The sequence below is a fragment of the Gilvibacter sp. genome, assembly GCF_013214815.1.
GTDB lineage: Bacteria > Bacteroidota > Bacteroidia > Flavobacteriales > Flavobacteriaceae > Gilvibacter.
In genome coordinates, this window is the sequence record NZ_JABSPU010000008.1 from 47,956 (window position 1) to 71,599 (window position 23,644).

Below are 23,644 nucleotides of genomic sequence, written 5' to 3' on the forward strand. Positions count from 1 at the left end.
CACACTTATCGAAGAACGACACGTTTTATTCGACCACCAACTGCAGTCAATAATTCATACGAAATCGTGTTGGCTTTTTTGGCCAAATCTTCTGCGGATTGAGTCGAACCAAATACCTCTACTTCATCACCTTCTTGACAATCAATCCCGCTAACGTCAACCATGATCATATCCATACAAACATTGCCGACAATAGGGGCTTGTTTGCTGTTGATGATTACTGCCCCAACGCCTTTTCCGAGGGCTCTTGGCAAGCCATCAGCATGTCCAATAGGAAGCGTGGCCATTTTCATGGGTGATTCAACTACATGACCTCGGTTGTAACCAATGCTGTCTCCAGGCTGCAAGCTATGGATTTGGCTAATCACAGTTTTTAGTCGCATAACAGCCTTGAGTGCTCGATCTAATTCTGGAGCATTCGCATATCCGTAAAGGCCTATTCCGGTGCGAACCAGATCATAATGCGCTTGCGGATAATTGAGAATCCCAGAAGTATTGGTGGCATGCGCGAAGAACTTTTGATCTCCTAACGCCCGTAATTTTGGAAGAACTTCGTCAAAGGCTGCAAGTTGACCCAAGGTGAAGTCGCGTTCTGCGGCATCTTCACTGGCGGCTAAATGCGTAAAAGCAGATCGCAAGGATAAAGACTCGCTCTTATTAACGAGTTCTGCGGCTGAAACTGCTTGCTGCGGAGCAAATCCGAGTCTGTTAAGTCCAGTATTTACTTTAAGGTGAACAGGATAGGCCACTAATTTCTGCTCGCTGGCAAACGTGCTAAAGGCTTCCAATAGTCGCTCCGAATAAATACTAGGCTCCAAGCACTTTGCGACCATTAACTCAAAATTGACCGGTTGCGGATGCAAAACCAGAATGGGCAAAGTCACTCCAGCGTCTCTTAGGAACAATCCTTCATTCACATAAGCTACGGCCAAATAATCAACGCCCAGTTCTTGCAATTCCAGGGCCACTGTAGTAGCGTTCCCCCCATAGCCATTGGCTTTGACTACCGCGAGCATTTTGCAATCGGGTTTGAGTTTTGCTCTTAAGAATTGGTAATTATGATGCAGGGCACCCAGGTCCAGTTCCAATACAGTTTCTGAAACTGAACTCATGCTTTTTTCTGTTTAGGCGAGATTTGCTCGGGATCTTTGACTTCCATCTTGGAGAGCTTTTCACGCAGGTTTGCCTTGTAAAAGGCGGCACGACTCAAAGGTTCGTATTCGTCTGTTTCTCCCAGTAGAACCAAATTATCATTTGCGGATTTACGATAAGAATACTGTGCTAGATTTCCGGTGCGGGTACATACAGCATGTACCTTGGTGACGTATTCTGCAGTGGCCATAAGTGCCGGCATAGGCCCAAAAGGATTTCCTTTATAATCCATATCCAAACCAGCAACGATCACACGAATACCGCGATTGGCCAAGTCGTTACAGACCTTGACGATCTCATCGTCAAAGAACTGTGCCTCATCAATTCCAACCACATCACAGTTGTCTGCAAGGATGGGAATATTGGCCGCAGCAGGAACCGGAGTTGAGAGAATTTCATTGCTGTCGTGAGAAACTACCATCTCCTCATCATAACGACGATCAACGGCTGGTTTGAAGATCTCCACGCGTTGTTTTGCAAATTGAGCGCGCTTGAGTCTGCGGATCAGTTCCTCTGTTTTACCAGAGAACATAGAGCCACAGATGACTTCTATCCATCCAAACTGTTCTTGTTGATTTACGGTGTTTTCGAGAAACATTTTGTAATTTACTACACGAAAAAAGACAAATTTCCGTTAGGATTAACGGGTGGCGTAAAGGTAACAAAACGTCCAAATAAAAAGGAGCTAATTTGATAAGTTATGGGTTGAACATTACATTTTTAGATCGCAATCAGACTAACATGAGCGATCGTGTGATTTATTCAATCCCAAAACTTCAGTAAAGTGAGAAAAATGAACAAGACTATCCATGCCGAATTGCGCGAGTTGGCACAGGAAATCCTAGACGGACCCAAGGTGCTTAGCGCCGCTGACCTCAAGGGCAAAGCCCAAAGACTGTATGAAAAACTCATCATTTTGAGTCATTTGGAGGCTCAAGTTGGAGTAGATCCATTGACAACTCCCGTTCCTGATAGTGAATCTTTGGATTCCAAGAGTTATAGAGAGCAAAATTGGTTCACAGAACCTAAGCCGGTTGAAAAACCTGCACACGATGAGGAACTCGTGGAACCACTCATAGAGAAGATCAAAGACATCGTGGCTCAAATGCCGGAGGAATCACAAAAGGTCGATGCGCTTTTAGAAGATATTTTACCCAAGCCCAAATACGTTAAAAATGATTTGGAAGACCTTGCTGCAGATTACAAGCACACGCCCGTGTTTGAGCGCAAGCAAGAGGCTCCGCCTACTGCGGTAGAGACTCCAGAGCCTCCAGCGCAAGAAGTTGCAGAGACCACCAACAACGCTGTTGACAAGCCACGTTCATTAAATGATGCGTCAGCTGCTGGAGCTCAAATTGGACTCAATGACCGCATTGCTTTTATCAAGCATCTTTTTGACAACAAACCTGAGGACTACGCTCGCGTGATGTCTCAATTGGACACCTGCGATTCTTTTGAGCAGGCTCAAGATTTTATTCAATTGCAAGTAAAACCAGAATACAATTATTGGTTGGATAAACAAGAGGTTGCAGAGCGCTTTATGGGCATCATTGAGCGCCGATTCTAGGAAGATGAATCCCGGAAAACTGATTTATTGGTCCAGCACCGTGGCCATTTGTTTGATCATGTGCTATTCTGCCGGCATGTATTTTTCCAATACAGAAATGGTTGAAGGTTTCTTTAGACGCTTCAATTACCCAGACTATTTGGTTATTCCTTTGGCCGTTGCCAAGATACTGGCGGTGATCATGATCTTATGGCGTAAGATACCTTGGGTCACCGAATGGGCTTATGCCGGTCTTTTCTTTGATCTGATCCTTGCCTTCTTTGCCCACGAACGTTTGGGAGATTCGGTTACCTTTGTACTGTTGGCAGCTATTGCTTTGCTGACTTCCTACTTTTTTGGTAAATACTATCGATGAACGCTTCGCTTTATTTAGTTCCCACACCTATTGGTAATTTAAAGGACATCACCTTGCGCGCTTTAGAAGTGCTACAAGAGGCCAGCTTGATCTTGGCGGAAGACACGCGTACCAGCGGAAAGTTGCTCAAGCATTATGAGATTGCCACTCCCATGCGCTCTTATCATATGCACAATGAGCACAAGGCTACCGCAGCCATAGTTGCTCAAATGCAGGCCGGACAAACTGTGGCTATGATCTCTGATGCGGGAACTCCTGGAATCAGTGATCCTGGGTTTTTGTTGGTTCGAGAAGCCTTGGCTGCGGGTTTACAGGTGGAATGCCTTCCTGGTGCAACTGCTTTGATTCCAGCATTAGCTGCTAGTGGACTGCCTTGCGAACGTTTTGTTTTCGAGGGATTTTTGCCGGTCAAAAAAGGACGTGCAACGCGTTTAGAAAGCCTAAAGGAGGAATCCAGAACCATGGTCTTTTACGAATCTCCGCATAAACTTTTAAAAACGCTAACGCAGTTTGAAGAGCTGTTTGGAGGAGACCGCAAAGCCGCCGCTGCGCGTGAATTGACCAAACTCCATGAAGAGATCGTCCGCGGGAGTTTAAGCGAAATAAAAAGGCACTTTGAAACCAAAGCGCCTAAAGGTGAATTTGTATTGGTAGTAGCTGGAGCTTCTTAAAGGTGCTTGCCTTTATTCCAACCGTGTTTTCCTAAATACTGATTACCGCTTTCTACAGCACCGTCTTCAATTGAAGTACCCATTGAATCATTCCAACGGTTCAAGTATCCAAACAAGGAGATCACTCCTAACATCTCTACGATCTCGCCTTCATCCCAATGCTGGTAAAGACGTTCTTTGATCTCTTCGTCTACTTGGTTTGGCACCAAGGAAGCCGCAAGGGAAAAGTCTAGGGCTGCGCGTTCTGCTTCACTAAAAGCAGGGTGGGTGCGGTATTCCCAAATATTGTCCAATTGCTCTTGTTCTGCTCCGTAGCGTTCTGCAGCGCGAATGGCATGCGCTTGGCAATAACGACAGCCCGTACTGTTGCTGCTTACCCAAGCGATCATTCTCTTAAGGGCAGAAGTCACTCGACCTTCATTGGCCATAACCGCTTTGTTGAGGTTGATAAACGCTTTGCTAATGGCCGGTCTGCGTTGCATGGTCAGTACGCTGTTTGGACAAAAGCCAAGGGTTTCGTTGAAGAATTTCGCCAGTTCGGCGGTTTCCGGATCGTGGTCCGGAGAAAGTGGAGTCACTAAAGGCATGGGTTCAATTTTTTATGTTGTGAATTTACGAATTTAAGGCGTTGAAAAGCGGGATACCTTACATAAAAAACCGCAATTTGGCTACCTTTACTCCTGTAGTCAGATCTTCCTTAATCAATCGCATCCCATGCAATGGAATCTTAAAGAAATACCGCCACAACAAAGCGTTGACCAGCTAAAAGATGCCTTAGGTATTCCCGAGGTTGTCGCGACACTTTTGGTCCAACGCGGGATCACTTCTTTTGACGCTGCTAAGGATTTTTACAGGCCCTCTTTAGACGCCTTGCACGACCCTATGTCCATGCGTGATATGGACAAGGCGGTAGCTCGTATTGAAGCCGCAATTGCCCATGAGGAATTGATCATGGTTTATGGCGATTATGATGTGGACGGCACCTGTAGTGTAGCTTTAATGGCTTCCTATTTACTGACTTATTACGACAGAGTTTCCACCTATATCCCAGACCGATATGCAGAAGGTTATGGCGTGTCTTTGCAAGGCATTGATTTTGCCAGTGATAATGGAGTTGGGCTTATTATTGCTTTGGATTGTGGAGTAAAAGCTATGGAGCAGGTAGCCTATGCCAAAGAGAAGGGAGTGGATTTTATCATTTGCGATCACCACTTACCCGGAGATCAACTTCCTGATGCCGTTGCTGTTTTGGATCCCAAGCGGTCGGATTGTGATTATCCGTATAAGGAACTCTGCGGATGCGGGGTAGGTTTTAAGTTGATACAGGCCTTGGCCGCTCAACGCAGTTTAGGGATTGATTCCCTTTTACCCTATTTGGATTTGGTGGCCACAGCCATCGCCGCAGATATTGTGCCTATGACAGGAGAGAACAGGGTGCTGGCTGCGCACGGGTTACAGGTAGTCAATCAAGCACCTCGGGCTGGAATAAAAGCCCTTTTGGCGCAGCGGGATAAAACCAATTTTGATATTAGTGATCTGGTTTTTGTGGTCGCCCCGAGGATCAATGCAGCGGGAAGAATGAAGCATGGAGATTATGCGGTCGCTTTGCTTATGGCAGAATCTGTGGATTCCTGTTTGGAATTTGCCCAAGAGATCGAGGCGTTCAATACTTCAAGACGCTCAACAGACGAACAGATCACCGCAGAGGCACTAGCTAAAATCTTGGATCAAAAGGAAGAATATCGCGCCACTACGGTGGTTTATGAGCCGCATTGGCACAAAGGGGTGATAGGAATTGTAGCCTCTCGACTTATAGAAAACTACTACCGCCCTACCTTGGTCATTACCAAATCTGGGGAACAGCTGGCAGGTTCTGCCCGCTCTGTAAGCGGCTTTGATGTGTATCAGGCTTTGGAGTCCTGTAAGGAACATATGATTCAATTTGGAGGTCATAAATACGCTGCTGGTTTTACTTTAGAGGAAGCCCAATATCCTGCATTTAAAGACGCCTTTGAAAAGGTGGTAGCCCAGACTCTGGATGAATCTTTAAAGACTCCTCAGCTCAGTGTTGACATGGAATTGAAGCTAGAAGACATCACCCCAAAGTTTTACCGTTTGATCAAACAATTTGCCCCTTTTGGCCCCGGGAACCGCACACCTGTTTTTGTCACTAGAGGCTTAAAGGATTCGGGTTGGGCTAAGCAGGTCGGGTCAGATCAGTCTCACTTAAAATTCAAGGCTACTGATGGTCAATACAGCTTTGAAGGTATTGGATTTGGCTTGGGTAAAAAGCTCGATTTGATTCAAGACAAACAGTCGTTTGACCTGGTTTACGCCTTAGATGAGAATCATTGGAACGGTAAAGTGAGTCTACAATTACGTGCCAAGGACCTTAAAAGTGCCAATTTATAAGGCGGTCTCGTAGAATTGTGTACTTTTATTCTTGGATGCGATACCCGGTATCGTTGCAACTAACGCAATTTTTTGGGGGATGAAACAGATCATCATTTTTTTGTTGCTCATTATAGTGGGAATTATGGGCTACAACGCTTACAGCAAATACAAAAGGTTCAACCCGCCCGGGTCAGAATATCAAGCCAGTAAACCCATTGATCTCAATTACTTTGATCCGAATGTAGTGGAGGACTATCATCATGCTGTTGCTCGACTCAATGGTTATGCAGTGCAAATGTGGAGCTTTCACGGTATCGACGTAAGAGCCCCAAAAAAAGACAATGCGGCGACTAAAGAGGCTTTGGTTAAATATGAGGAATTAATGGCAACTCTAAAAGCCTTCGAAGCAAAACTGGAAGAATCTGCATCCCTTAAAGAACAAGGCTTGACCAATATGCAAATTAAGTCCCTGGGCCAGAACGAGCCCAAGTCCGCGGAAGATCAAAAAACTAAAAACCAGATGCTTTTAGACTGGTTGAGTCAAAGCCCGAATGACTTCGATTTTGGTATGGGTGAGCAAGGTCCCTTGGTGTATGAGCTTCAGGGCATTTTGATCAATATGGGCTATGAATTAGAACATGACGGAATTTTCCGTATTGCTACTTCTAGTGCTGTAGAGGCTTTTGAAACCAAAAATGGATTTTATGCCGATGGGCGCATGGATCCTATTACTGCTTACGCGCTGTTAGCCAACTAGGAGTCTGCCTCAAAAGTCTTTAAGGAAAAAGAGTCGCCATCAAATTCACCAAAAGTATAGTGACTGATCCAGTCGCCCAGATTGATATACTTTGATTGATCTCCTGCCTGAATTTCCATAGGCAAATGACGATGACCAAATATCAAGAAATCGTAATGCTTAGTTTCTAATTTGCGCTTGCAGTATTGTACCAGCCATTCTCCGTCTTCTCCTAGAAACTTTTTGTCTTCATCTCCGGAGATAAGTTTATTCTTCACCGATAAATACTGGGCAATACGCATTCCAATATCAGGATGCAACCATCTAAACAACCAATTGAAAAACGGACTGGTGAAAACTTTCTTCATGCGTTTGTAACCCTTGTCACCAGGGCCTTTTCCGTCTCCATGGCCTAGGAGAAATTGCTTGCCATTGAATTCAAATTCCTGAATATCTCTGTAGGTTGGTATGTCTAGTTCATCCTCAAAATAGGATTTCATCCAAAGGTCGTGATTGCCCACAAAAAAGTAGATAGGAATCCCGCTATCGCGAATTTCTGCCAGCTTGCCCAGAACGCGTACAAAGCCTTTTGGAACAACAGTTTTATACTCGAACCAAAAATCAAAGAGATCGCCGAGTAGAAAGATAGCAGCGGCGTCTTGTTTTACGTGGTCCAACCAACGGACAAATTTCTTTTCCCGTGGCAGACTCTGTTCAGGTGTTGGAGCACCTAAATGATTGTCACTGGCAAAGTAGATTTTCTTTCCTGCAGGAATTTGCATGGGTTAAAGATAGTAAATGCGCTTCTAGTTCTCAGAAGCAAACCATTCCGCAAAGCTGGTTGCGGTCTCTTGAAGTTTTAAAGAGTGTAGTTTGATGCCTTCTGGGAGACGATTGGATATTTTCGCTGCGAAATCAACAATCATCATTTCTGTGGTAGGCTGATAGTCTACCAAAATGATGTTGTGTCCTCGGGATTTGAGGTCATTGGCCAACTCAAGATGCGGCGTATTTTTATTAAATACCATGGAGTGATCAAAAACGGAAACGATCTCATCATTGACAATTCTTTTAAGATCGCCAAAGTCAATGACCATTCCGTGTTTAGGATGACTTGCGTCGGTATTAGGCTGTCCAATAACCGTTACAAATAGGTGATAACTATGTCCGTGCAAATTGCGGCATTTACCGTCATATCCATGGAGGGCATGACCGGCTTCAAAAGAGAACTTTTTTGTAATTCTAATATTACTCATATATCATATGCACTAAGCAAGGGCAAAAGTAGTAAAGAACAGTGAAATATTCTTTTTAGAAGCTGAGAAAGACATTTCAGCAGAAAGACTTGGTGAATTTCTGCAGAAATAAAGATATTGAGGCTTCAAAATACAATCCGATCAAAATTCCTCCTCACATTAGACTCTTTGCCTTGCTATTATGGCTTCCCATGCAGGCCATCTCGAGTGATCTCAATTACTGGGACAAGGCTCCAGAACAAATCGAAAGTTATACTCAGAAAGACACTTTGCGACTCAAGCTGATTTACGGCCTGATTCAGTATAACAATATGCGCAATATCCAGGAAAATGCGGCGCTTTTAGCAGAAGCTGAGCAGATCACCGAGCAAATAGCACTCCCTGAATATCAGATCAAACTCTTGATCAATCAAGGAGAGCAATTGACCTTGGCCGGGGACTATAAAAACGCGATGATCAAGCTTTTGGAGGCTTTAGAAATGCTGGAAGATCATCCAAACACAGAAGATTTTGTCCATTTGCAGATAGCTCGAACCGAGGTTTTAAGAGAGCAAAAAATTTATGAAAAAGCCCTCGAGGAAATGGGGCGAGCCTTGGCGGTTTTAGATCCGGAGCGCCATCCTTTTTTAATGGGATGGGCACATATGCAATTCGCCAATATTTTTACCAACCTTTATGAAGATCCGCGATACATAAAGGCTGAGCAGCACCTGGATGAGGCCGAAAAATTCTTTTCCATTGCAAAAACGCAAACAGGGTTAGGACTGGTAGCCGTGAAACGGGCACGCTATTTCAAAAACACGCTTTTTTCTAAATCCAATGCCGCAAAGGATCGCGAAGGGGTTTACAACCGTGTTTTGAACCTGGCGGATGAGGCTATGAATTATTACGAGCCGCTCTCTCAGAGTGCCAATATCGCTTACGCAGAATACACCAAAGCCACTGCAGCATCCATCATGGGGCTTCATGAGAGTTCAATTCCATTTTACAAAGCTGCCTTGAAAAGCTATCAAAAATCTGAGAATTTGTTTTTTCTCATGAAGATCCATCAGCATCTTTTTGTGGCTTATTCTATTCTGGGCAATCAGCAGCAAGCTATGACAGAGAATCGGGAGTTTGTGAAGATCAAGGACAGTATTTTCGGGATGGAAAAGCGACAGCTTATCGCCGAGGCGGAAACCAAGTTTGAGACCGAACGTATCCAATCAGCCAAAGAAAAGGCAGAGATCGAGAGTCAACGCAATCGCTATTATCTAATTGGTTTGGGTATTATGTTATTGCTTTTACTGAGCTCTGGGATCTTTTATATTGGGCGCAGTCGGGCTCAAAAAAAGGCAGAACTTATCGCCCTGGAACTCGGAGAGACCCAAAAGCGCTTGGCCTTAGAAAAACAGTATCGTGACAGCGAGCTTAAGGCTTTGAAAGCACAAATGAATCCGCATTTTATCTTTAATGCGCTTAATTCTATACAGGAATACATCATTCTCAATGAGAAGGAGTTGGCTGGAGATTATCTAGGTAAGTTCGCCGATTTGATGCGCAAGTATCTCAACTACAGCGACGCGGGCTTTATCAGTTTGCAAGAAGAAGTGGATACCTTAGCGATGTATTTGGAATTGGAAGCCATTCGTTTTGAGGACTCTTTGAGCTATAACATAGAGATAGATCCGGAGCTTCCGGATGAATTTGTAAAGATCCCAACAATGCTCATCCAACCCTATGTGGAGAATGCCATTAAGCACGGCTTATTGCATAAAAAGCAAGACCGTCAGCTCAAGGTTGACTTTGCTATGGAAGATGCGAAAACCGTGCGATGTATCATTGAAGACAATGGTGTGGGAAGAGCTCGGGTAAAAGAGATCCAACAGCAAACCCAGAACAAGCGAAAAGGCTTTGCCACCAAGGCAACGCAGTCTCGATTGGAATTGCTTAATTACCAAAAATCTCAAAAGATCGGTGTGGAGACCATTGACCTTTTTGATAAAGAAGGACTCGCGTGCGGAACGCGAGTTGCATTGTCCATACCTATTAAAAAAGAACTGTGATGAAGTGTATCATCATTGATGACGAACCTAAAGCGCGACGCCTGTTGCGAATTCTTGTTGAAGAGAATTGCCCTAAGATCACGGAGATATTAGAGGCCGGAGATCTCTTGTCTGGAGTGGCTATCATTAAAGAAGAGCATCCCAGCATTGTATTTTTAGATATTGAAATGCCCGAACATTCTGGCTTGGAGATCTTGGAATTCATAGAGAAAGATGTGGTCAATTTTGAGATCATTTTCACCACAGCCTACAGTGAATACGCCATTGAAGCCTTCCAATTGGCCGCGGTAGATTATCTGCTCAAACCCGTAAGACCTGCTCAGGTTAGACAAGCGGTTGATAAAGCCATGAATCTTTTGGGTAAATCTCAGATCAATGAGAAGCTGGAGTCTTTAAGAAGCAGTTTACTTAAAGGAGAGTTTAATAAGATCGCTTTGCCAGTGAGTGATGGGGTTCAATTTGTGCCCATAGATGAGATCATCCTTTTAAAGGCTGAAGGGATGTACACTACGTTCTATACCCAAGCTGGCGAGTTGGTGGTGAGCAAACCGCTCAAGAACTTTGTTCCCACCCTGCAGGAGAAAAGCAATTTCTACCGTCCGCATCGTTCGTATTTGATCAACCTTAAGTACATCAAACAGTACGTGAAAAGTGATGGCGGCTACATTGTTATGGACAATGATCAGCAGGTTTCCATAAGCAGGGATAAGCGAGATGAATTCTTTGCCTTTATCAGTAATCTGTAGGTTTCTTTAGGCTGATGGGATTCAGCAATTCAAATTGACGTTTCAGCAATTCGCGACCGTTTAAGGGCTTGATTAAGGCTAGCTTAGCTTCCATAATCAAACCGTCACACGATGAAACTAATCAAAAATTTAATGCTCCTTTTTGCCATAAGCTTTTTTGTGGTAGGATGTGAGCAAGAACTATTACAAGAAGAAGTGTCTTCTGAAGAAACCGCGACAACAGTTCGTGGAAAAGCCGCTGATGCCTTTATCCGTAGAGGAAAACTCAAGCAACGCCCCCGCGTAGGCTATAAAGTCGTAACCGTTGTTGCAGACATCAATGATCTTGTACAGCGCATTGATGGAGAGGTATTCAGTACCAATGAATTCATTCCAACAATTGACATTTATTCTGCAGAGGCCACTGCCTTTGACGGAGAAGACAAAAAGTTTGTCTTCAATGGCCTTGACTTTGAAAACGGAAGCCCAAATGGCTGGCCAATCAAGCAAAAGATCAGCTTTTATGATATAGAAGATCAACAAGTTGGCACTCCACAAGACCTTTGGTTAACGCCTCAAGATGAGGATGGAGTGGATATCTTGACTGTAAAGATCAAGCAGAATGGTCCAAGAGGAAACTATAAAGTCAAAACCAAGATTCAAGCCGTTGACAGCACGGACTCTTCAACCGTTACCTACTATTTCACGGCTATTAGTGAAGATGGAATGCTTGAAAAAGACAAGACCATTGGTTATGAACCATCGGATCGTGTCTACAATTTCAAAGAAGTAACTGGACTCTCAGCGGAGCTTGAAGTCATTGACTACAATGATGGTGAAGATATCCGGAGTAAGATCAATCCAGAGACCAATTCCGTAGGTGTTATTGTGGAAGTGAGAAACGAGCTCGGACAAATCATGGATGACGACCTTTTTGTGGTCAATATAGAAAACACAGCTCCAGAAGGTATTCAGATCAAAAGCACTAAGCACAGAATTCGCACCGACGGCAACAGTGTGATTCGCGTGAAGCTTGAGGGTACGGATGTGGAACAAGCCAGTTATGCGGAATGGCCTGATTTAAGTGATGGAGGTCGTGTGAGATTGGATGAAAATGGCGAATTGGATTTTGAATTCGTATCAGACCCTCAACCCATAGAAAATGTAAGTATCGGTGATTTCTACCAAGTGCCTATTAGTGTTTTTAATGAAGGCGGAGAAGTTATTGCAGTGTTAGAAGCAGAATTCAACGTAACCGGGCCAACACCAACAGATCCAGTGACTTTTGGAACTCTAGCTATTCAAAGCATGGCTGGTGGCGATGCCTATGAAATGAGCATTACTGCACTAACTGTTGGAGATTCTGATGCGAATCCTATTGAGCGCGTGACAGTAACCTTTGAAGAACCTTTTGAAGGGCCAACCCCTCTAGAAACAGAGGTAGAATTGTCTTTTATGGGGATAGATGGCGATTTACCCACCTACGGTCGTGGTGACATACTATTTGAAGCTGCACCGGTAGGATTTCCTTATCCAGTGAAGATCCTTGCCTTTGATGTGGAAGGCAATGTACTTGCGGAAACAACACAGGAAGTTGTGATAGAAGAGTAGCTCTTCAATGTTATAAGCCTCGGTCCTTGGATCGGGGCTTTATTTTTTGGCCAAAACGTAGTACTTATTCTTGTACTTAACAATCAATGCCAAAGCGCGATAGAGGATCCAAACGAGCAGCGCATACCAGATCCCATCCATCTGCAGATCAAAATACTTACTGATAAAAAGCGTTGGTATAAAGCCCAAAATGGTTGAACCCAGCAATACGTTGCGCAGGTATTTCATCTCACCCAAACCTTTAAAGACCGCATCTAAAGTAAAGGCCATTGCACTGATCGGCATCGACACTAAAACATACCAAAAGATATCGTTGTATACCGCAAGTACTTCAGGTTCTTTATTGAATAACACTCCTAGCGGCGTGTAGAAAATAAGACCAACGGTGATGAGAATTGCACTGACCACCAAATTGTAACCGCAGACCTTTTTGGTAAGTGACCAAAGACCTTTGTAGTCGTTTCCTCCCAGCAATCGCCCACCGAGTATATTCCCAGCTGCACCGTATCCGTCTAAGAAAAAGGCCGCAAAGAGCCAGAGGTTAATGGCAATGGTATAGCCAGCAATTTCATTATCCCCTAAAGAGGTTGCCTCTCTAACAGCCAAGATCAAGGCGGCGTTCAGCGCCAAAGAGCGCACTACCAAATTTCCCCACATACTCACCAAGCGTTTGACTTCTGGGTGTAAGGTCTTCTTAAAGCGGAGCGAAACTTTGGTTTTGGTTTTGAGCAGTACGGTGACCAAAATGGCCATGACCGCCTGAGCAATTAAACTGGCCCAAGCAGCGCCTTTAATGTTCATGGGCTCGATAAAGCCTTCCACGCCATAGACCAAGGCAAAGTCTAAAATGATGTTAACTACTACTCCCGTTATGGCCACGATCATAGGCCAAAAGGTATTTTGCAGACCTCTAAAAATCCCAAAGATCGCAAAGGTGTACAGCGTCAGTGGGAAGCCCCAAACACGAATGTTGTAATAGTCCACACTGTAATCCAGAATGCGACCGTCCGCTTCCATTAGAATGAAGATCTGCCGTGAAAAGAAATAGGTGGAGGCCAAAATGATCAGGCTAGTGAGCACATTGAAAAAGACGGCCTGTGCTGGGAAGCTGCGGAGTTTATCCAAATTCCCTGCACCTAAATTTTGACTGATGATTGCCGTGATGGCTGATCTGGATTGCCCCAATACCCAAATAAAGGTAGACAGCAGCGTCCCGACGATTCCTGCGGCAGCCAGGGATTCTTTTCCAAACTCTGGGATATTCCCAACAACGGCAGTATCTGTAAGGGATAACACCGGTTCTGCTATACCCGAGATGATCGCTGGGATGGCCAATTGCTGTATTCGTTTAAACGAGATATCAACCAAGACCTTTAGTGTTTAAGGGCAGTTCATAACAGTAAAAAGGATGCTCGCTCTGTTTGGGGAAGTAGATATTACCCAAACGCTTATATCCACGGGCTTCGTAGAATTTTTGATTCCGATGGTTTTGACTAAAAGTGTCCAACCGAACGGAGGTCACATTATTGATCTTGGCCAGACCTTCTGCAAAATCCATTAGCGAACGCGCCAAACCTTGTCCTTGGAATTGAGGATGTACCGCCAGGCGATGAATATAGTACTGCTTTGCGTCTTTGGTTAGCCAATTGACCTCTTGGTATTCTTCATCCTTGAGGGTGGAAATGGTAATGGTTCCCGCAAGTATGTCATCTTGGAATAAAAGGTAGAGTTCTTTGCGTTTTAAGTCGTTTTCAAAGGCTGCTTTGGAAGGGTAATGTGCGTTCCACTGGTAGATGCCTCGGGAGATCATATCCTGAGCACAAGCCGCTGTGAGGGCCAGTATTTGCGGTATTTCTTCTTTTTTTGCGAGCCGAATCATTAATTCGCATTACTTTTGTGTAAAGGTAATTAAACCCACCACCAAAATGAAGAAGATAATCGTACCGGTTGGAAATACCGAAAACGGAATCAACAATTTGAACTATGCTGTAAAGTTTGCTTCCATGAGTGGAGCTACAGTTTACCTAGTAAATCTTTACAGAGAGTTCTCTAAAGTTGGGGGGCTTACCAAGGTCAATGAGTTGCTTCATGAAGAGAGTGAAGCGCAGCTGCAAAAGATCATTGATTCTGTGGATACAGGAGATGTCGAAGTACTCGCTCGCGCGATTAAAGGCGACCCTTTTGAAGGCATCACACGTATTTCTAATCAGCTGGGTGTTGATCTAATGATCGTTTCTCCTCAAAGTATTGATATCAAAGACGAAGTCTATCTAGGCAGTATTACTGGAAAGATCATCAAAGAAACAGACATTCCTGTTTTGGTAATTCCACAAGATTATATTTTTAGAAAGGTTGAGGTGATCCTTATGGCTATTAAAAGCGGAAGGATCGTGAAAGAAGGATTATTGGACCCTCTTAAAGCGATGCTGAATCTATTCTCGGCTAAACTCAATGTACTTCACGTGATCACTCCAGACACTGATGAGAATGACCTAGAGCACGATGCGGTTTTAAAGGAGCTTGAAAGCAACACCAAAACCACAGAAAACGCTACGATTTATCAAGGGGTGTTGGAGCACTTCCAATCCAACAATCCAGACATGCTTTGCGTGATCCGCAGAAAGCGTGGATTCTTCCAAAAGCTGTGGGAAACCTCAGCGGTTATGAAAAAAGACTTTTACACCAGCAAACCTTTGCTGATCTTAAGCGGACAAGAATAAAATTTTACTATTTTTGCTTCCCACAATGGGGATGTAGCTCAGTTGGCTAGAGCGCTTGACTGGCAGTCAAGAGGTCGTCGGTTCGAATCCGATCTTCTCCACATCAAGCAGAAAATCCACACCAGAAGGTGTGGATTTTTTTATACCGAAAAGCGAGTTGAAAGTTTACTTTCATAAACGCTTGGAGGTATAAAAAATAAACCAACCGAAGGTTGGGTTGATTTTCTATTTGCATAAGTGTGAGTCATTTCGGAAGATTTGGCGAAGACAAATCAATCCGAAGAGTGCGTGAATGCTCGGAACATTCAACGCTAGTTGAATGAATCTGGAGGGTGCGAGAATGTTCGGAAGCGCGCAGCGAATCCGCGCATAAACTGCCAGCGCGGCAGTCTGGCCCCTTCGCTAAAAATGTCTACCAGACATTTTCTAAACGCTCGGTCCTATTTGCAGTAGTGCGAGTCACTTCGGAACATTTTGCTTGCAAAATGAATCCGTGATTGTTCGGAAGATTGAACAAAGCCAATTCAATCTGACATCTATGTCCTCTCAAAAACCCTAATCCAAACTCAAACCTAGCAACTGCAACATTTCTTTAACCCCCATTTCTTCAATTTTAGTAGCATTGAAGGTCATGGTGAAGTCATTTGTAACAAGCTGGTATTTAAGATAGGGCCGCTCGGTCATTTTATAGAAATCAGCCAGGTAATACTCCACATGATTGCTCAGTAGGCGATAATCGAGCTTGGGAGCATGTTCACTGGCACAGAAATAAACTAGTACTTCTTCACCAGATTTAATGTCTTTGGAATAATACTCATAGCAGCTGTTTTCTAGGCCTGCAAGAACTTCTGATTCTACCTCTTTAAAGTTAAGCAGCTCCAGCGAGTTGCCAGTTGTGTCTAAGCGGTCCCAAATGTCTTCTCCATTAGCGTCAACAAAGAGAAGTTCACCTGCTTTTTGAGAGTAAAGCTGATACATGGTAGGCTCACCGTTTGCATCGAGATATTTTCTTGCGGTATCTCCTGTGGGCATGTAAAACATTAAAGCTTGCTCTCCATATTGGGTTAAATAATTGACCCGATTTGTAATGCTGAAGTGTTTTTCAAACTCAAAATCAATGTCAAAGGTTACTACACCTGTGAAGGTTTGGGCTGTAGAAGCGATAGTAACAAAGAGGACTAGAAAGAGAGCAAGGATTTTGAGATTTTTCAAAACAATACTTAAAATGAAATTCAAAGATAGCGAATAAGCACAATCGACAAGATTTGAAACAGCTCACGCAAGCACTAGGTAGAGTCTTGTGCTTGTGCAAAATTTTTAAAATGCCTTAATTATTACAGTTATACCAATCCAAATTAGGATAAAAATAAAGATGAAGACTTTTGGGAGTGTTGAAATTCTGTACCAACTAAACTCTTTTTTGTTTGTTACTTCATAGATCAAAAGCACAATACCTAAGACAACAAGTAATATTCCTATTCCCAAATCTATCATTCCATGTTGATTTAATTTTTCAGACAGAAGCTCTTGATCCCTTCACCAAAGTTTATTGTTTTGATAAGCTATTAAGCATTGCCAGATAGAATATAAAACAGCCATTATTGTAAATATGGGAACTTTATAATTAAGGCCAAACAAAGTAAAGAAGTAAAGCACACTGTCTGGTATTAAAGACAATAGGACTATGTAGATATAATAGGACTTAGTCGCGTATCCCTTGAACCGCTCTTGTATTGTTAGAATTATCGGCACAATGTGCTCGGTTTGATCTTTTACAATTTCTTTTTTGCTTAAGCCTTTGTTTTTGTTTGCATCAAGGAATATCAAGTATTCAACTAATTTCTGAATATGGTGTTTGATTTTACTTTTCGGTTTATACAGTTTTAAATCACCAATGAGCACTGTTAAACTTTTGTACTTGATTCGATCCAAGAACTGGTTGTCACAATTTGACAATGAGCTCATCAATGCGTCTATTTTTAGAAAGTATTGGTCAATCTCTGTCATAAAGGGACATTAAAAATAAACCGAATTCTCTTTTTTTGGAACGCTTTATTCTCACTTTCTTTCCTCTTAATGGCATCTCGATACAATTTTTACTTCGTAAAAACCACTCGATGACCGAGATTGAGCGTTCCTCATCCCCGCGCCAGCGATAGCAGCGGTATCCTTTCTGCGTAGCGGAAAGATATAGCGGATAGCGCGACCGTGAAGTAGAACAAAGTTCACTTCACGGGGCGCCCAAATAACCTCCATCAGAACAACACAATAGGTTAAATAATATATAAACTTACCCAGATCTGTTACATAAGTCGTAACTCTGTATACTAATTGCTAGGAATGCAGTGAAAAAGGCTATGAACACTCGAAAACTCTACTTTTTAATTCTCTTTGCTTTGTTTATTTCTGAGGCTATGATGGCTCAGACCATCACGGTTAGCGGAAAAGTAACCTATCAGGAAAGCCCGTTGGTTAAAGTGAACATTCGCGTGGTGAATACCAATCAGGGAACAGAAACAGCTGCCGATGGCACCTATCAGATCAACGCAGAAGTGGGTCAAACCTTAAGATTCAGTCATGTGGGATTCAAAGATGTGGAAATCCTTTTGGAAGAGACTTCCACGGTTCTCAATGTACCTATGGATGACTTTGTGGAAAGTTTAGAGGAGGTAGTGGTCACTGCGGATGCGCCTGCACCAAAAGAAGACGACCTTGAAGTGGTTATGAATGTGAAGTTAGCGGCACCATTAGGACGGAAATTCAATCCAGCTGCTCACGGAGGTGTGGTTTATTATTTGGACCAACGAGAGATTCGAATGCTGGCCAACCCTGATTTGAATTTAGCCTTGAAGGATCGCTATGCCGGGGTAAAAGGTCCCTTTACCTGGATGTTAGATGATATTGAATGGAAGGAGGCTCCCGTGATCGCTTATAGCGAAATTGTACAGATGTATTTGGCCAATGTTCCTGGTGCGGGCCCTACAGTCTTTATTCGAACCATAAATGCTCCGGAGCAGATTGCTGCTAGACGCGCCAAGGAAGCCGAAAAGTATAAGAACCAAAATTTTTATCAGGACGATGCCTTAAATGCCGATGGAACACCTGCTAAACAAACTCTTGGCGAGCCCAGAGAAGTTAAGGGAACCATTACCTTTTTGGAGGCTCCTTTACCCGATGTAAATATAAAGGTAAAAGGCACATCTCGAGGAACTAAGACCAACAGAAGGGGCCGCTATACTATTGAAGTTAGCCCTGGAGAAACCTTGATATTCAGCCATATTTCGTTTCAGGAGATCGAGATTCTTGTGGAAGATATAACCAACCGAATAGACTTAGAAATGATTGAGGTATCTAACGAGTTGGATGAAGTAGTGATCACCGTGACCACCGCGGAAGGCATCTCAGAAAAGCGACGCAAAAAAGCCGAGCGTCCTTTTGAAACATCTCGAGGACGTTTTGACCCTTCAAAGGCAGGTTATGCCGTTGGGATGGTAGACGGAGAAGAGCTGAGTAATACCTATTCCTCATTAAAAGAAGCCCTGAAAGGCAAAATTTCTGGTTACTCTGTGGGCGTGAACGGACGCGCCTATTTACGGGGAGGTTCTTCTTCAGCAACACAAGATTATCCTGTTGCTTGGGAGGTCGATGGTGTCTTCACCACCGATGAGCCCACCTATTTAGACCTCTCGCAAATAGAAGCCATCTATGCGTTGAAGTCCTTAGCGGCAACTAATAAATACGGAACCTTAGGTGCAGGAGGAGTTATAGTGATTCGGACCAAGTACGGCAGTTTCAATGCAGCCGAGAAGAAAAAGCAAGAAGATCTGGCCAAATTGCAGAACCAGAATTACTATTCAGATGATGCGGCGGGTTATGGCGGAATTGCAGAAGCAGACAAGCCGATTTTAGACGCGCTAAAGGCAAAAGGTTCTGCAGAAGCAGCTTTAGATTATTATATGGAATCCCTGCAGGATTCGCTTGCCAATTACGGGCAAGGCCTTATTGTAGCCCGATGGTTTGCGCAGCAGTATGGGGATCTGTCCAATTCGCAAAAGGTGCTGGAAGCGCTTTCTAACAAGCATTTGAAGAATCCTGAGATTCAAAAGGCTATTGCTTATTTCTACCAGGAATTAGGAATGACCAAGGCTGCTGTGGAGCAGTATAAAAAAGTGGCGCGTTTGCGTCCAGAATATGCACAATCCTTTAGAGATCTGGCCAATGCACATTTAGAGAACAGTCAGTTTGTTTTGGCTTGGCGGGTGTATATGAGTTATATCTTGGGAGACAATGATATCAGTGGAGAAGGAATTGGGAAGACCATTTATTCGGAGATGGAATACATCTACTTTAACCGAAGCAATCAAGCCAAGATCAAGGAGAAGTTTGTTCCCATTCACGACGATATTCAAGACTTCCGTGCGGATGTTCGTTTGGTCTTTGAGTGGAATACTTCGGAAGCTGAATTTGACATCGAATTTGTGAATCCAGAGCGACGCGCCTACTCATTCAATCACTCCTTGGCAGACAATCAAGACTTGATCACCGATGAAAAAACCAAAGGTTATTCCAGCAAAGAGTTCTTTGTGGAAGATCTACAAAACGGAGAATGGCTGGTTAATTTCACCTATCGCGGCAACAAAAAGCCCGAACCCACTTTTGTAAAGTTAACAGTCTATTACGATTGGGGAAAACCTTCTCAGCGGCAGGAAGTTCGGGTGTATAACTTTCAAAATCAGCGTGTTAAATTGCAGCTTTTGCGTCTGACGGACATTCTATTGGCGGTAAATAACGACTAAGTCCTTAACAGGAATTTATCAGCGAAGGGGCTCATTTTAACAGCGCCTTATCAGTATTGCCTGACAGATTTAGCGAGTTTAGCGCATGCTTTCTAACCAACGCATATGGATACTGGGCCTGCTGTGCCTAGTGGGATTCAATGCCTTAGCCCAACGTCTTGAAGGGCGCGTCACTGATGAACAAGGCCGATCTTTGGAGGGAATTACGGTGCTTAATTTGACCCGAGTTAAAGGTACTGTGACCAATGAGCGCGGCAATTATTCCATCGGTTATGACGATGGAGATACTATTCTCTTCGCTGGATTGAGTTTTTCCAATTTTGAATTTGTGGCTAAAGATCTTCCAGAGGATCTCGGGCCGATCAACATCACCATGACTCCTGAGACCACTGAACTCGATGAGGTGGTGGTGCGTTCAGATCAACTCTCCGACGAGCAGATCGCGGAGATCATTGAGCAGAATTTTGGAGCGATCATGCCAACAAAAGTACTCTCAAATGCCGAGAAGAAACTCTATTCTGCATCATCTGCACATGATTACGGAGCCATTTCCTTTGATTATATCTTGAACCTTATGAACGGACGGATCAGAAAGCTCAAAATGCTCAATAGTTGGGAAAAACAGGACGTAATCATTGATGAGTTGCAGGCTGCGATACCGGAGGAGTTTTTAAGGGAAGAGTTGGGACTGGAGGAAGTAGAGGTCTATCCGTTTTTACTTTATTGTGTGGAGACCTCTGTTAAAGTGCCAACTCCAGAAGAAATGAACCTCAGTCTCACCGAGTTCCTTTTGGCCAAATGGGAACAGTACAAGGAGCAGCGGGATTAAATTTGGATTTCTCCCCTGGCAGTCATAGTTTGCTTTAAGATAACCAATGTGCTTATGACCCTTAAGAATCTTTTTCTGTTCTGCTTCCTCACTTTTAATGCTTCGCTATTTGCGCAGGAAGAATACCGAGTAGATCTGATTCCAGAATCTTTAATAGAAGATGCCAACAGTACTACCGTAGCAGAAACCTATGAATTGGAGATTGCGGACCACCGCAGCATCGTTTACAGGCATAAAAGGGTAGTTACCGTTTACAATAAAGGAGGAGATTCTGATGCGGTTGCCTACGCTAGTTATGATGACGACCGCAGAATCACCAAGCTCTCTGCTACCATCCTTGACAAGAATGGAGAAGAACTAGAGCGTTTTAGAAAGCGGGATTTTGAAGATATCAGCGCCGTAGATGGAGGTACACTGTACAGCGACAGCCGCCTGATGGTATTGCAATACACGCCCACGCAATATCCGTATACTTTGGTTTTTGAATCGGAAACGGAAAGTAAAGACACCTTTTATTTGCCTACATGGAACCTCATTGATTATTACGATTCTTCCATTTGGAATACGCGCTTTGTGGTCAAATACAATCCGGATCTCGGTTTTAGATATAAGGTCTTTGATCCCGAAGGAGTCTTTACTGTCAATGACAGTGAAGGCTTGTTAGAAATCTCAGCCAGTGAAATTATGGCCACCAGTGCTGAAGAAATGGGTCCTTCTCCCTGGGAATTCATACCCAGCGTTCGTGTTGGATTGACTCATTTTAGTTTAGACGGTATTGAGGGAAGAGCATCCAATTGGGAGGAGCTCGGCGCCTGGCAATACAGAAATCTAGTTGCGGGCTTGGACGGTTTGCCACAAGATGTGGTTTCTAAAGTGAGCGCCTTGGTCGCAGATGCTCCAAACACCAAAGAAAAGGTGCGTCGCATTTATGAATTCATGCAAGACAATACACGCTACATTAGCGTGCAATTGGGTATAGGTGGATTGCGTCCGTATCCAGCTGCAGAAGTGATTGAGAAAGGTTATGGAGACTGTAAAGGATTGACCAATTTAACCATGGCCTTGCTTAACAGTCAAGGCATAAAGGCCAATTACTGTGTGGTTTGGGCCGGGCGAGATCAGAAAAGCATAGATGCTGATTTTGCTTCTTTACAAGGCAATCACGTGATCTTAAATGTGCCTTTAGAGGATGAAGAATTGTGGCTGGAATGCACCAGTCAAACCATGCCCTTTAACTTTTTGGGAGACTTTACCGATAATAGAAATGTGGTGGCACTTACCCCTCAAGGTGGCGTCATTAAGCGCACTCCTAATTATGATTTAGGAAGAAATACCCTCAACACAGACGGAACCTTTAATCTAGATGCATCTGGAACCCTCAGCGGAGTAGTAAGTCTAGTATCTCGAGGAATTCAGTATGACACGCGAAGTGCGATGCTCTATAAAGATCAAAAGGATCGCGTGAGCAGCTATAAGAATTATTGGCGTTATGTAGACAATCTCGACATCCAAAACATTAGTCTGGAAGAAGATAAAGTGCAAATCAGCCTTAGAGAAGAAGTAGTTTTTACGGCCACAGATTTTGCTAATTTCTCCAATGAGAAAGTCATTGTACCGGTCAATGTAATGGACCGATACACTTATATCCCACGCCGTTACAAAAGCCGCAGCCAAGAGGCTGTTATGCTTCGTGGATGGATGGACAATACCAGTTTTCGAATTGAAATTCCAGAGGGATACAAAATAGATGCGATGCCATATCCCATAGATATTGAGTCGAGATTCGGCACCTACACCATGTTGATCTTAAAAGATGGTGAAAATGCCGTGCAAGTTAGCCGAAGCTTAGTGCTTCGCAGTTTTAGAGCAACCCCAGAGGAATATGCTGAACTTAGAGGTTTTCTTCGTTCCATTGCTAGAAGCGATGCTGCAAAGATGGTATTGGTTAAAAAATAAGCTAATAGGCAAACTTCGTTATCCTTTTAAAATCTTAATTTTTAGCAGATTGGTGTTAAAATACATCGTCCTGCTTGCTTTTTTTGTACCTTAAAAGTTCAATAAAAACTAACCAAATATGGCAAGCCTTACTATAACAATCAATGGGGAATCCCGGACCATAACTGCCGCGCCTGAAACACCACTATTGTGGGTACTACGTGATGAACTGGGGATGGTAGGAACTAAATTCGGCTGTGGGATCGGTCAATGTGGATCCTGTACAGTACATCTAGACGGCAACGCAGTGCGCAGTTGTCAACTTCCAGTCTCTGCTTTGGAAGGAAAGAAGATCACCACTATAGAAGGCCTGTCAGAGGCTGGAGATCATCCAGTCCAGGTGGCTTGGAAGGAAGTAGACGTGCCGCAATGTGGCTATTGCCAAGCAGGCCAGATCATGACGGCTTCGGCCTTTTTGGCACAGAATCCGAGTCCAACATCAGATGAAATCCGCAATGCCATGCACGGCAATATCTGTCGCTGTGCTGCCTATAATCGAATCGAAAAAGCTGTTGCACAAGCGGCTAAAAACTCATAACCCTTAGACGTCATGGAAAACAACCAAAAACTTACGTTCAGTCGTCGGGGTTTTATCAAAACTTCGGCCTTAGCTGGTGGCGGAATGCTCATTGGTTTCAATTTATTTCAGGCTTGTAAAGAAGCTGCTCAACCCCCGGTGGATATCGCTTCTTTGAACTTTAACGATTTCAATGCCTTCATCAAGATATCAGATGACGGCTATGTCACCATATTTTCACCCAATCCAGAGATTGGTCAAGGAGTAAAGACTTC

Annotated in this window: 22 protein-coding genes and 1 tRNA gene; 15 read left to right on the forward strand and 8 right to left on the reverse strand. The window is 43.7% G+C overall.

All coding sequences use genetic code 11. The annotated features are described in order from the left end of the window. Positions 1 to 5: 5 nt before the first annotated feature. Together alr and HRT75_RS03190 are read right to left on the reverse strand one after the other, a co-directional pair. Complete coding sequence (gene alr / locus HRT75_RS03185) at positions 6 to 1,112, reverse strand: alanine racemase (RefSeq protein ID WP_291182610.1); 1,107 nt, start codon at positions 1,110 to 1,112, stop codon at positions 6 to 8. After that, complete coding sequence (locus HRT75_RS03190; RefSeq protein WP_272830948.1) at positions 1,109 to 1,750, reverse strand: thymidine kinase; 642 nt, start codon at positions 1,748 to 1,750, stop codon at positions 1,109 to 1,111. The genes alr and HRT75_RS03190 overlap by 4 nt, the downstream gene beginning before the upstream one ends. 195 nt (positions 1,751 to 1,945) lie before the next feature. Between HRT75_RS03190 and HRT75_RS03195 the strand changes: the two genes are divergently transcribed. Genes HRT75_RS03195 through rsmI form a run of 3 tightly spaced genes read left to right on the forward strand, consistent with a single transcriptional unit; the run spans position 1,946 to position 3,745 of the window. After that, complete coding sequence (locus HRT75_RS03195; protein ID WP_291182613.1) at positions 1,946 to 2,719, forward strand: hypothetical protein; 774 nt, start codon at positions 1,946 to 1,948, stop codon at positions 2,717 to 2,719. A gap of 4 nt (positions 2,720 to 2,723) precedes the next feature. Then, positions 2,724 to 3,074 (forward strand): DoxX family protein, encoded by a 351-nt coding sequence (locus tag HRT75_RS03200; protein WP_291182615.1) that lies wholly within the window; start codon positions 2,724 to 2,726, stop codon positions 3,072 to 3,074. Beyond that, positions 3,071 to 3,745 carry a 16S rRNA (cytidine(1402)-2'-O)-methyltransferase gene (gene rsmI, locus HRT75_RS03205; RefSeq protein ID WP_291182617.1) on the forward strand — a complete coding sequence of 225 codons (675 nt, stop codon included), beginning with the start codon at positions 3,071 to 3,073 and terminating at the stop codon, positions 3,743 to 3,745. Before HRT75_RS03200 ends, rsmI begins: the two co-directional genes overlap by 4 nt. Here the strand turns inward: rsmI and HRT75_RS03210 are convergent. Then, on the reverse strand, positions 3,742 to 4,332 hold the full coding sequence (locus HRT75_RS03210) for a carboxymuconolactone decarboxylase family protein (protein ID WP_291182619.1): 591 nt from the start codon (positions 4,330 to 4,332) through the stop codon (positions 3,742 to 3,744). The two genes, rsmI and HRT75_RS03210, sit on opposite strands and share 4 nt — an antisense overlap. A gap of 127 nt (positions 4,333 to 4,459) precedes the next feature. On the opposite strand from HRT75_RS03210, the gene recJ reads away from it, so the two are divergent. Next, entirely contained in the window at positions 4,460 to 6,157 is a 1,698-nt protein-coding gene (recJ, locus tag HRT75_RS03215) for a single-stranded-DNA-specific exonuclease RecJ (protein WP_291182621.1), read from the forward strand. Between the two features lie 79 nt (positions 6,158 to 6,236). Next, complete coding sequence (locus HRT75_RS03220) at positions 6,237 to 6,896, forward strand: peptidoglycan-binding domain-containing protein (RefSeq protein WP_291182623.1); 660 nt, start codon at positions 6,237 to 6,239, stop codon at positions 6,894 to 6,896. On the opposite strand, the gene HRT75_RS03225 is transcribed toward HRT75_RS03220, so the two are convergent. Together HRT75_RS03225 and HRT75_RS03230 are read right to left on the reverse strand one after the other, a co-directional pair. After that, positions 6,893 to 7,657, reverse strand: coding sequence for a UDP-2,3-diacylglucosamine diphosphatase (locus HRT75_RS03225; RefSeq protein ID WP_291182625.1), 765 nt, complete (start codon positions 7,655 to 7,657; stop codon positions 6,893 to 6,895). The two genes, HRT75_RS03220 and HRT75_RS03225, sit on opposite strands and share 4 nt — an antisense overlap. 24 nt (positions 7,658 to 7,681) lie before the next feature. Beyond that, positions 7,682 to 8,131, reverse strand: coding sequence for a 6-carboxytetrahydropterin synthase (locus HRT75_RS03230; RefSeq protein WP_291182627.1), 450 nt, complete (start codon positions 8,129 to 8,131; stop codon positions 7,682 to 7,684). A 92-nt stretch (positions 8,132 to 8,223) separates the two neighbouring features. On the opposite strand from HRT75_RS03230, the gene HRT75_RS03235 reads away from it, so the two are divergent. The 3 genes from HRT75_RS03235 to HRT75_RS03245 all read left to right on the forward strand — a co-directional run bounded on the left by HRT75_RS03235 (position 8,224) and on the right by HRT75_RS03245 (position 12,512). Then, positions 8,224 to 10,176 (forward strand): histidine kinase, encoded by a 1,953-nt coding sequence (locus HRT75_RS03235; protein ID WP_291182629.1) that lies wholly within the window; start codon positions 8,224 to 8,226, stop codon positions 10,174 to 10,176. After that, a complete protein-coding gene (locus HRT75_RS03240; RefSeq protein ID WP_291182631.1) occupies positions 10,176 to 10,922 on the forward strand; it encodes a LytTR family DNA-binding domain-containing protein in 747 nt (248 codons plus the stop codon). Before HRT75_RS03235 ends, HRT75_RS03240 begins: the two co-directional genes overlap by 1 nt. A 111-nt stretch (positions 10,923 to 11,033) precedes the next feature. Further along, positions 11,034 to 12,512 carry a hypothetical protein gene (locus HRT75_RS03245; RefSeq protein ID WP_291182633.1) on the forward strand — a complete coding sequence of 493 codons (1,479 nt, stop codon included), beginning with the start codon at positions 11,034 to 11,036 and terminating at the stop codon, positions 12,510 to 12,512. Positions 12,513 to 12,551: 39 nt separating this feature from the next. Here HRT75_RS03245 and HRT75_RS03250 read toward each other — a convergent pair whose 3' ends face one another. Both HRT75_RS03250 and HRT75_RS03255 read right to left on the reverse strand, forming a co-directional pair. Next, on the reverse strand, positions 12,552 to 13,880 hold the full coding sequence (locus HRT75_RS03250) for an MATE family efflux transporter (protein WP_291182635.1): 1,329 nt from the start codon (positions 13,878 to 13,880) through the stop codon (positions 12,552 to 12,554). After that, positions 13,873 to 14,391, reverse strand: a complete 519-nt coding sequence (locus HRT75_RS03255; protein ID WP_291182637.1) for a GNAT family N-acetyltransferase — start codon at positions 14,389 to 14,391, stop codon at positions 13,873 to 13,875. Before HRT75_RS03255 ends, HRT75_RS03250 begins: the two co-directional genes overlap by 8 nt. A 46-nt stretch (positions 14,392 to 14,437) precedes the next feature. On the opposite strand from HRT75_RS03255, the gene HRT75_RS03260 reads away from it, so the two are divergent. Both HRT75_RS03260 and HRT75_RS03265 read left to right on the forward strand, forming a co-directional pair. After that, positions 14,438 to 15,232, forward strand: coding sequence for a universal stress protein (locus HRT75_RS03260; RefSeq protein ID WP_291182639.1), 795 nt, complete (start codon positions 14,438 to 14,440; stop codon positions 15,230 to 15,232). 27 nt (positions 15,233 to 15,259) lie between these two features. Then, positions 15,260 to 15,333 (forward strand) — tRNA-Ala (locus HRT75_RS03265). Between the two features lie 454 nt (positions 15,334 to 15,787). Here the strand turns inward: HRT75_RS03265 and HRT75_RS03270 are convergent. Then, positions 15,788 to 16,468 (reverse strand): hypothetical protein, encoded by a 681-nt coding sequence (locus HRT75_RS03270; RefSeq protein WP_291182641.1) that lies wholly within the window; start codon positions 16,466 to 16,468, stop codon positions 15,788 to 15,790. A 1,121-nt stretch (positions 16,469 to 17,589) separates the two neighbouring features. On the opposite strand from HRT75_RS03270, the gene HRT75_RS03275 reads away from it, so the two are divergent. From HRT75_RS03275 to HRT75_RS03295, 5 genes are all read left to right on the forward strand, one after another. After that, positions 17,590 to 20,028, forward strand: a complete 2,439-nt coding sequence (locus HRT75_RS03275) for a carboxypeptidase-like regulatory domain-containing protein (protein WP_291182644.1) — start codon at positions 17,590 to 17,592, stop codon at positions 20,026 to 20,028. An 85-nt stretch (positions 20,029 to 20,113) separates the two neighbouring features. Further along, positions 20,114 to 20,857 (forward strand): carboxypeptidase-like regulatory domain-containing protein, encoded by a 744-nt coding sequence (locus HRT75_RS03280; protein ID WP_291182646.1) that lies wholly within the window; start codon positions 20,114 to 20,116, stop codon positions 20,855 to 20,857. Positions 20,858 to 20,911: 54 nt separating this feature from the next. Continuing rightward, entirely contained in the window at positions 20,912 to 22,813 is a 1,902-nt protein-coding gene (locus HRT75_RS03285; protein WP_291182648.1) for a DUF3857 domain-containing protein, read from the forward strand. Between the two features lie 118 nt (positions 22,814 to 22,931). Continuing rightward, positions 22,932 to 23,390 carry a (2Fe-2S)-binding protein gene (locus HRT75_RS03290; protein ID WP_291182650.1) on the forward strand — a complete coding sequence of 153 codons (459 nt, stop codon included), beginning with the start codon at positions 22,932 to 22,934 and terminating at the stop codon, positions 23,388 to 23,390. A 12-nt stretch (positions 23,391 to 23,402) separates the two neighbouring features. Then, on the forward strand, positions 23,403 to 23,644 hold a 242-nt coding region (locus tag HRT75_RS03295), incomplete at its 3' end, for a twin-arginine translocation signal domain-containing protein (RefSeq protein WP_291182652.1).

Excerpts from the sequence above, each read along its gene's own strand:
- HRT75_RS03195 (WP_291182613.1), top strand. The coding sequence starts at position 1,946 with ATGAACAAGACTATCCATGCCGAATTGCGCGAGTTGGCACAGGAAATC.
- HRT75_RS03220 (WP_291182623.1), top strand. The coding sequence starts at position 6,237 with ATGAAACAGATCATCATTTTTTTGTTGCTCATTATAGTGGGAATTATG.
- HRT75_RS03245 (WP_291182633.1), top strand. The coding sequence starts at position 11,034 with ATGAAACTAATCAAAAATTTAATGCTCCTTTTTGCCATAAGCTTTTTT.
- HRT75_RS03280 (WP_291182646.1), top strand. The coding sequence starts at position 20,114 with ATGCTTTCTAACCAACGCATATGGATACTGGGCCTGCTGTGCCTAGTG.
- HRT75_RS03200 (WP_291182615.1), top strand. The coding sequence starts at position 2,724 with ATGAATCCCGGAAAACTGATTTATTGGTCCAGCACCGTGGCCATTTGT.
- HRT75_RS03260 (WP_291182639.1), top strand. The coding sequence starts at position 14,438 with ATGAAGAAGATAATCGTACCGGTTGGAAATACCGAAAACGGAATCAAC.
- alr (WP_291182610.1), bottom strand. The coding sequence starts at position 1,112 with ATGAGTTCAGTTTCAGAAACTGTATTGGAACTGGACCTGGGTGCCCTG.
- HRT75_RS03210 (WP_291182619.1), bottom strand. The coding sequence starts at position 4,332 with ATGCCTTTAGTGACTCCACTTTCTCCGGACCACGATCCGGAAACCGCC.
- HRT75_RS03285 (WP_291182648.1), top strand. The coding sequence starts at position 20,912 with ATGACCCTTAAGAATCTTTTTCTGTTCTGCTTCCTCACTTTTAATGCT.
- rsmI (WP_291182617.1), top strand. The coding sequence starts at position 3,071 with ATGAACGCTTCGCTTTATTTAGTTCCCACACCTATTGGTAATTTAAAG.
- HRT75_RS03190 (WP_272830948.1), bottom strand. The coding sequence starts at position 1,750 with ATGTTTCTCGAAAACACCGTAAATCAACAAGAACAGTTTGGATGGATA.
- HRT75_RS03225 (WP_291182625.1), bottom strand. The coding sequence starts at position 7,657 with ATGCAAATTCCTGCAGGAAAGAAAATCTACTTTGCCAGTGACAATCAT.
- HRT75_RS03240 (WP_291182631.1), top strand. The coding sequence starts at position 10,176 with ATGAAGTGTATCATCATTGATGACGAACCTAAAGCGCGACGCCTGTTG.
- HRT75_RS03255 (WP_291182637.1), bottom strand. The coding sequence starts at position 14,391 with ATGATTCGGCTCGCAAAAAAAGAAGAAATACCGCAAATACTGGCCCTC.
- HRT75_RS03275 (WP_291182644.1), top strand. The coding sequence starts at position 17,590 with ATGAACACTCGAAAACTCTACTTTTTAATTCTCTTTGCTTTGTTTATT.
- HRT75_RS03290 (WP_291182650.1), top strand. The coding sequence starts at position 22,932 with ATGGCAAGCCTTACTATAACAATCAATGGGGAATCCCGGACCATAACT.
- HRT75_RS03230 (WP_291182627.1), bottom strand. The coding sequence starts at position 8,131 with ATGAGTAATATTAGAATTACAAAAAAGTTCTCTTTTGAAGCCGGTCAT.
- recJ (WP_291182621.1), top strand. The coding sequence starts at position 4,460 with ATGCAATGGAATCTTAAAGAAATACCGCCACAACAAAGCGTTGACCAG.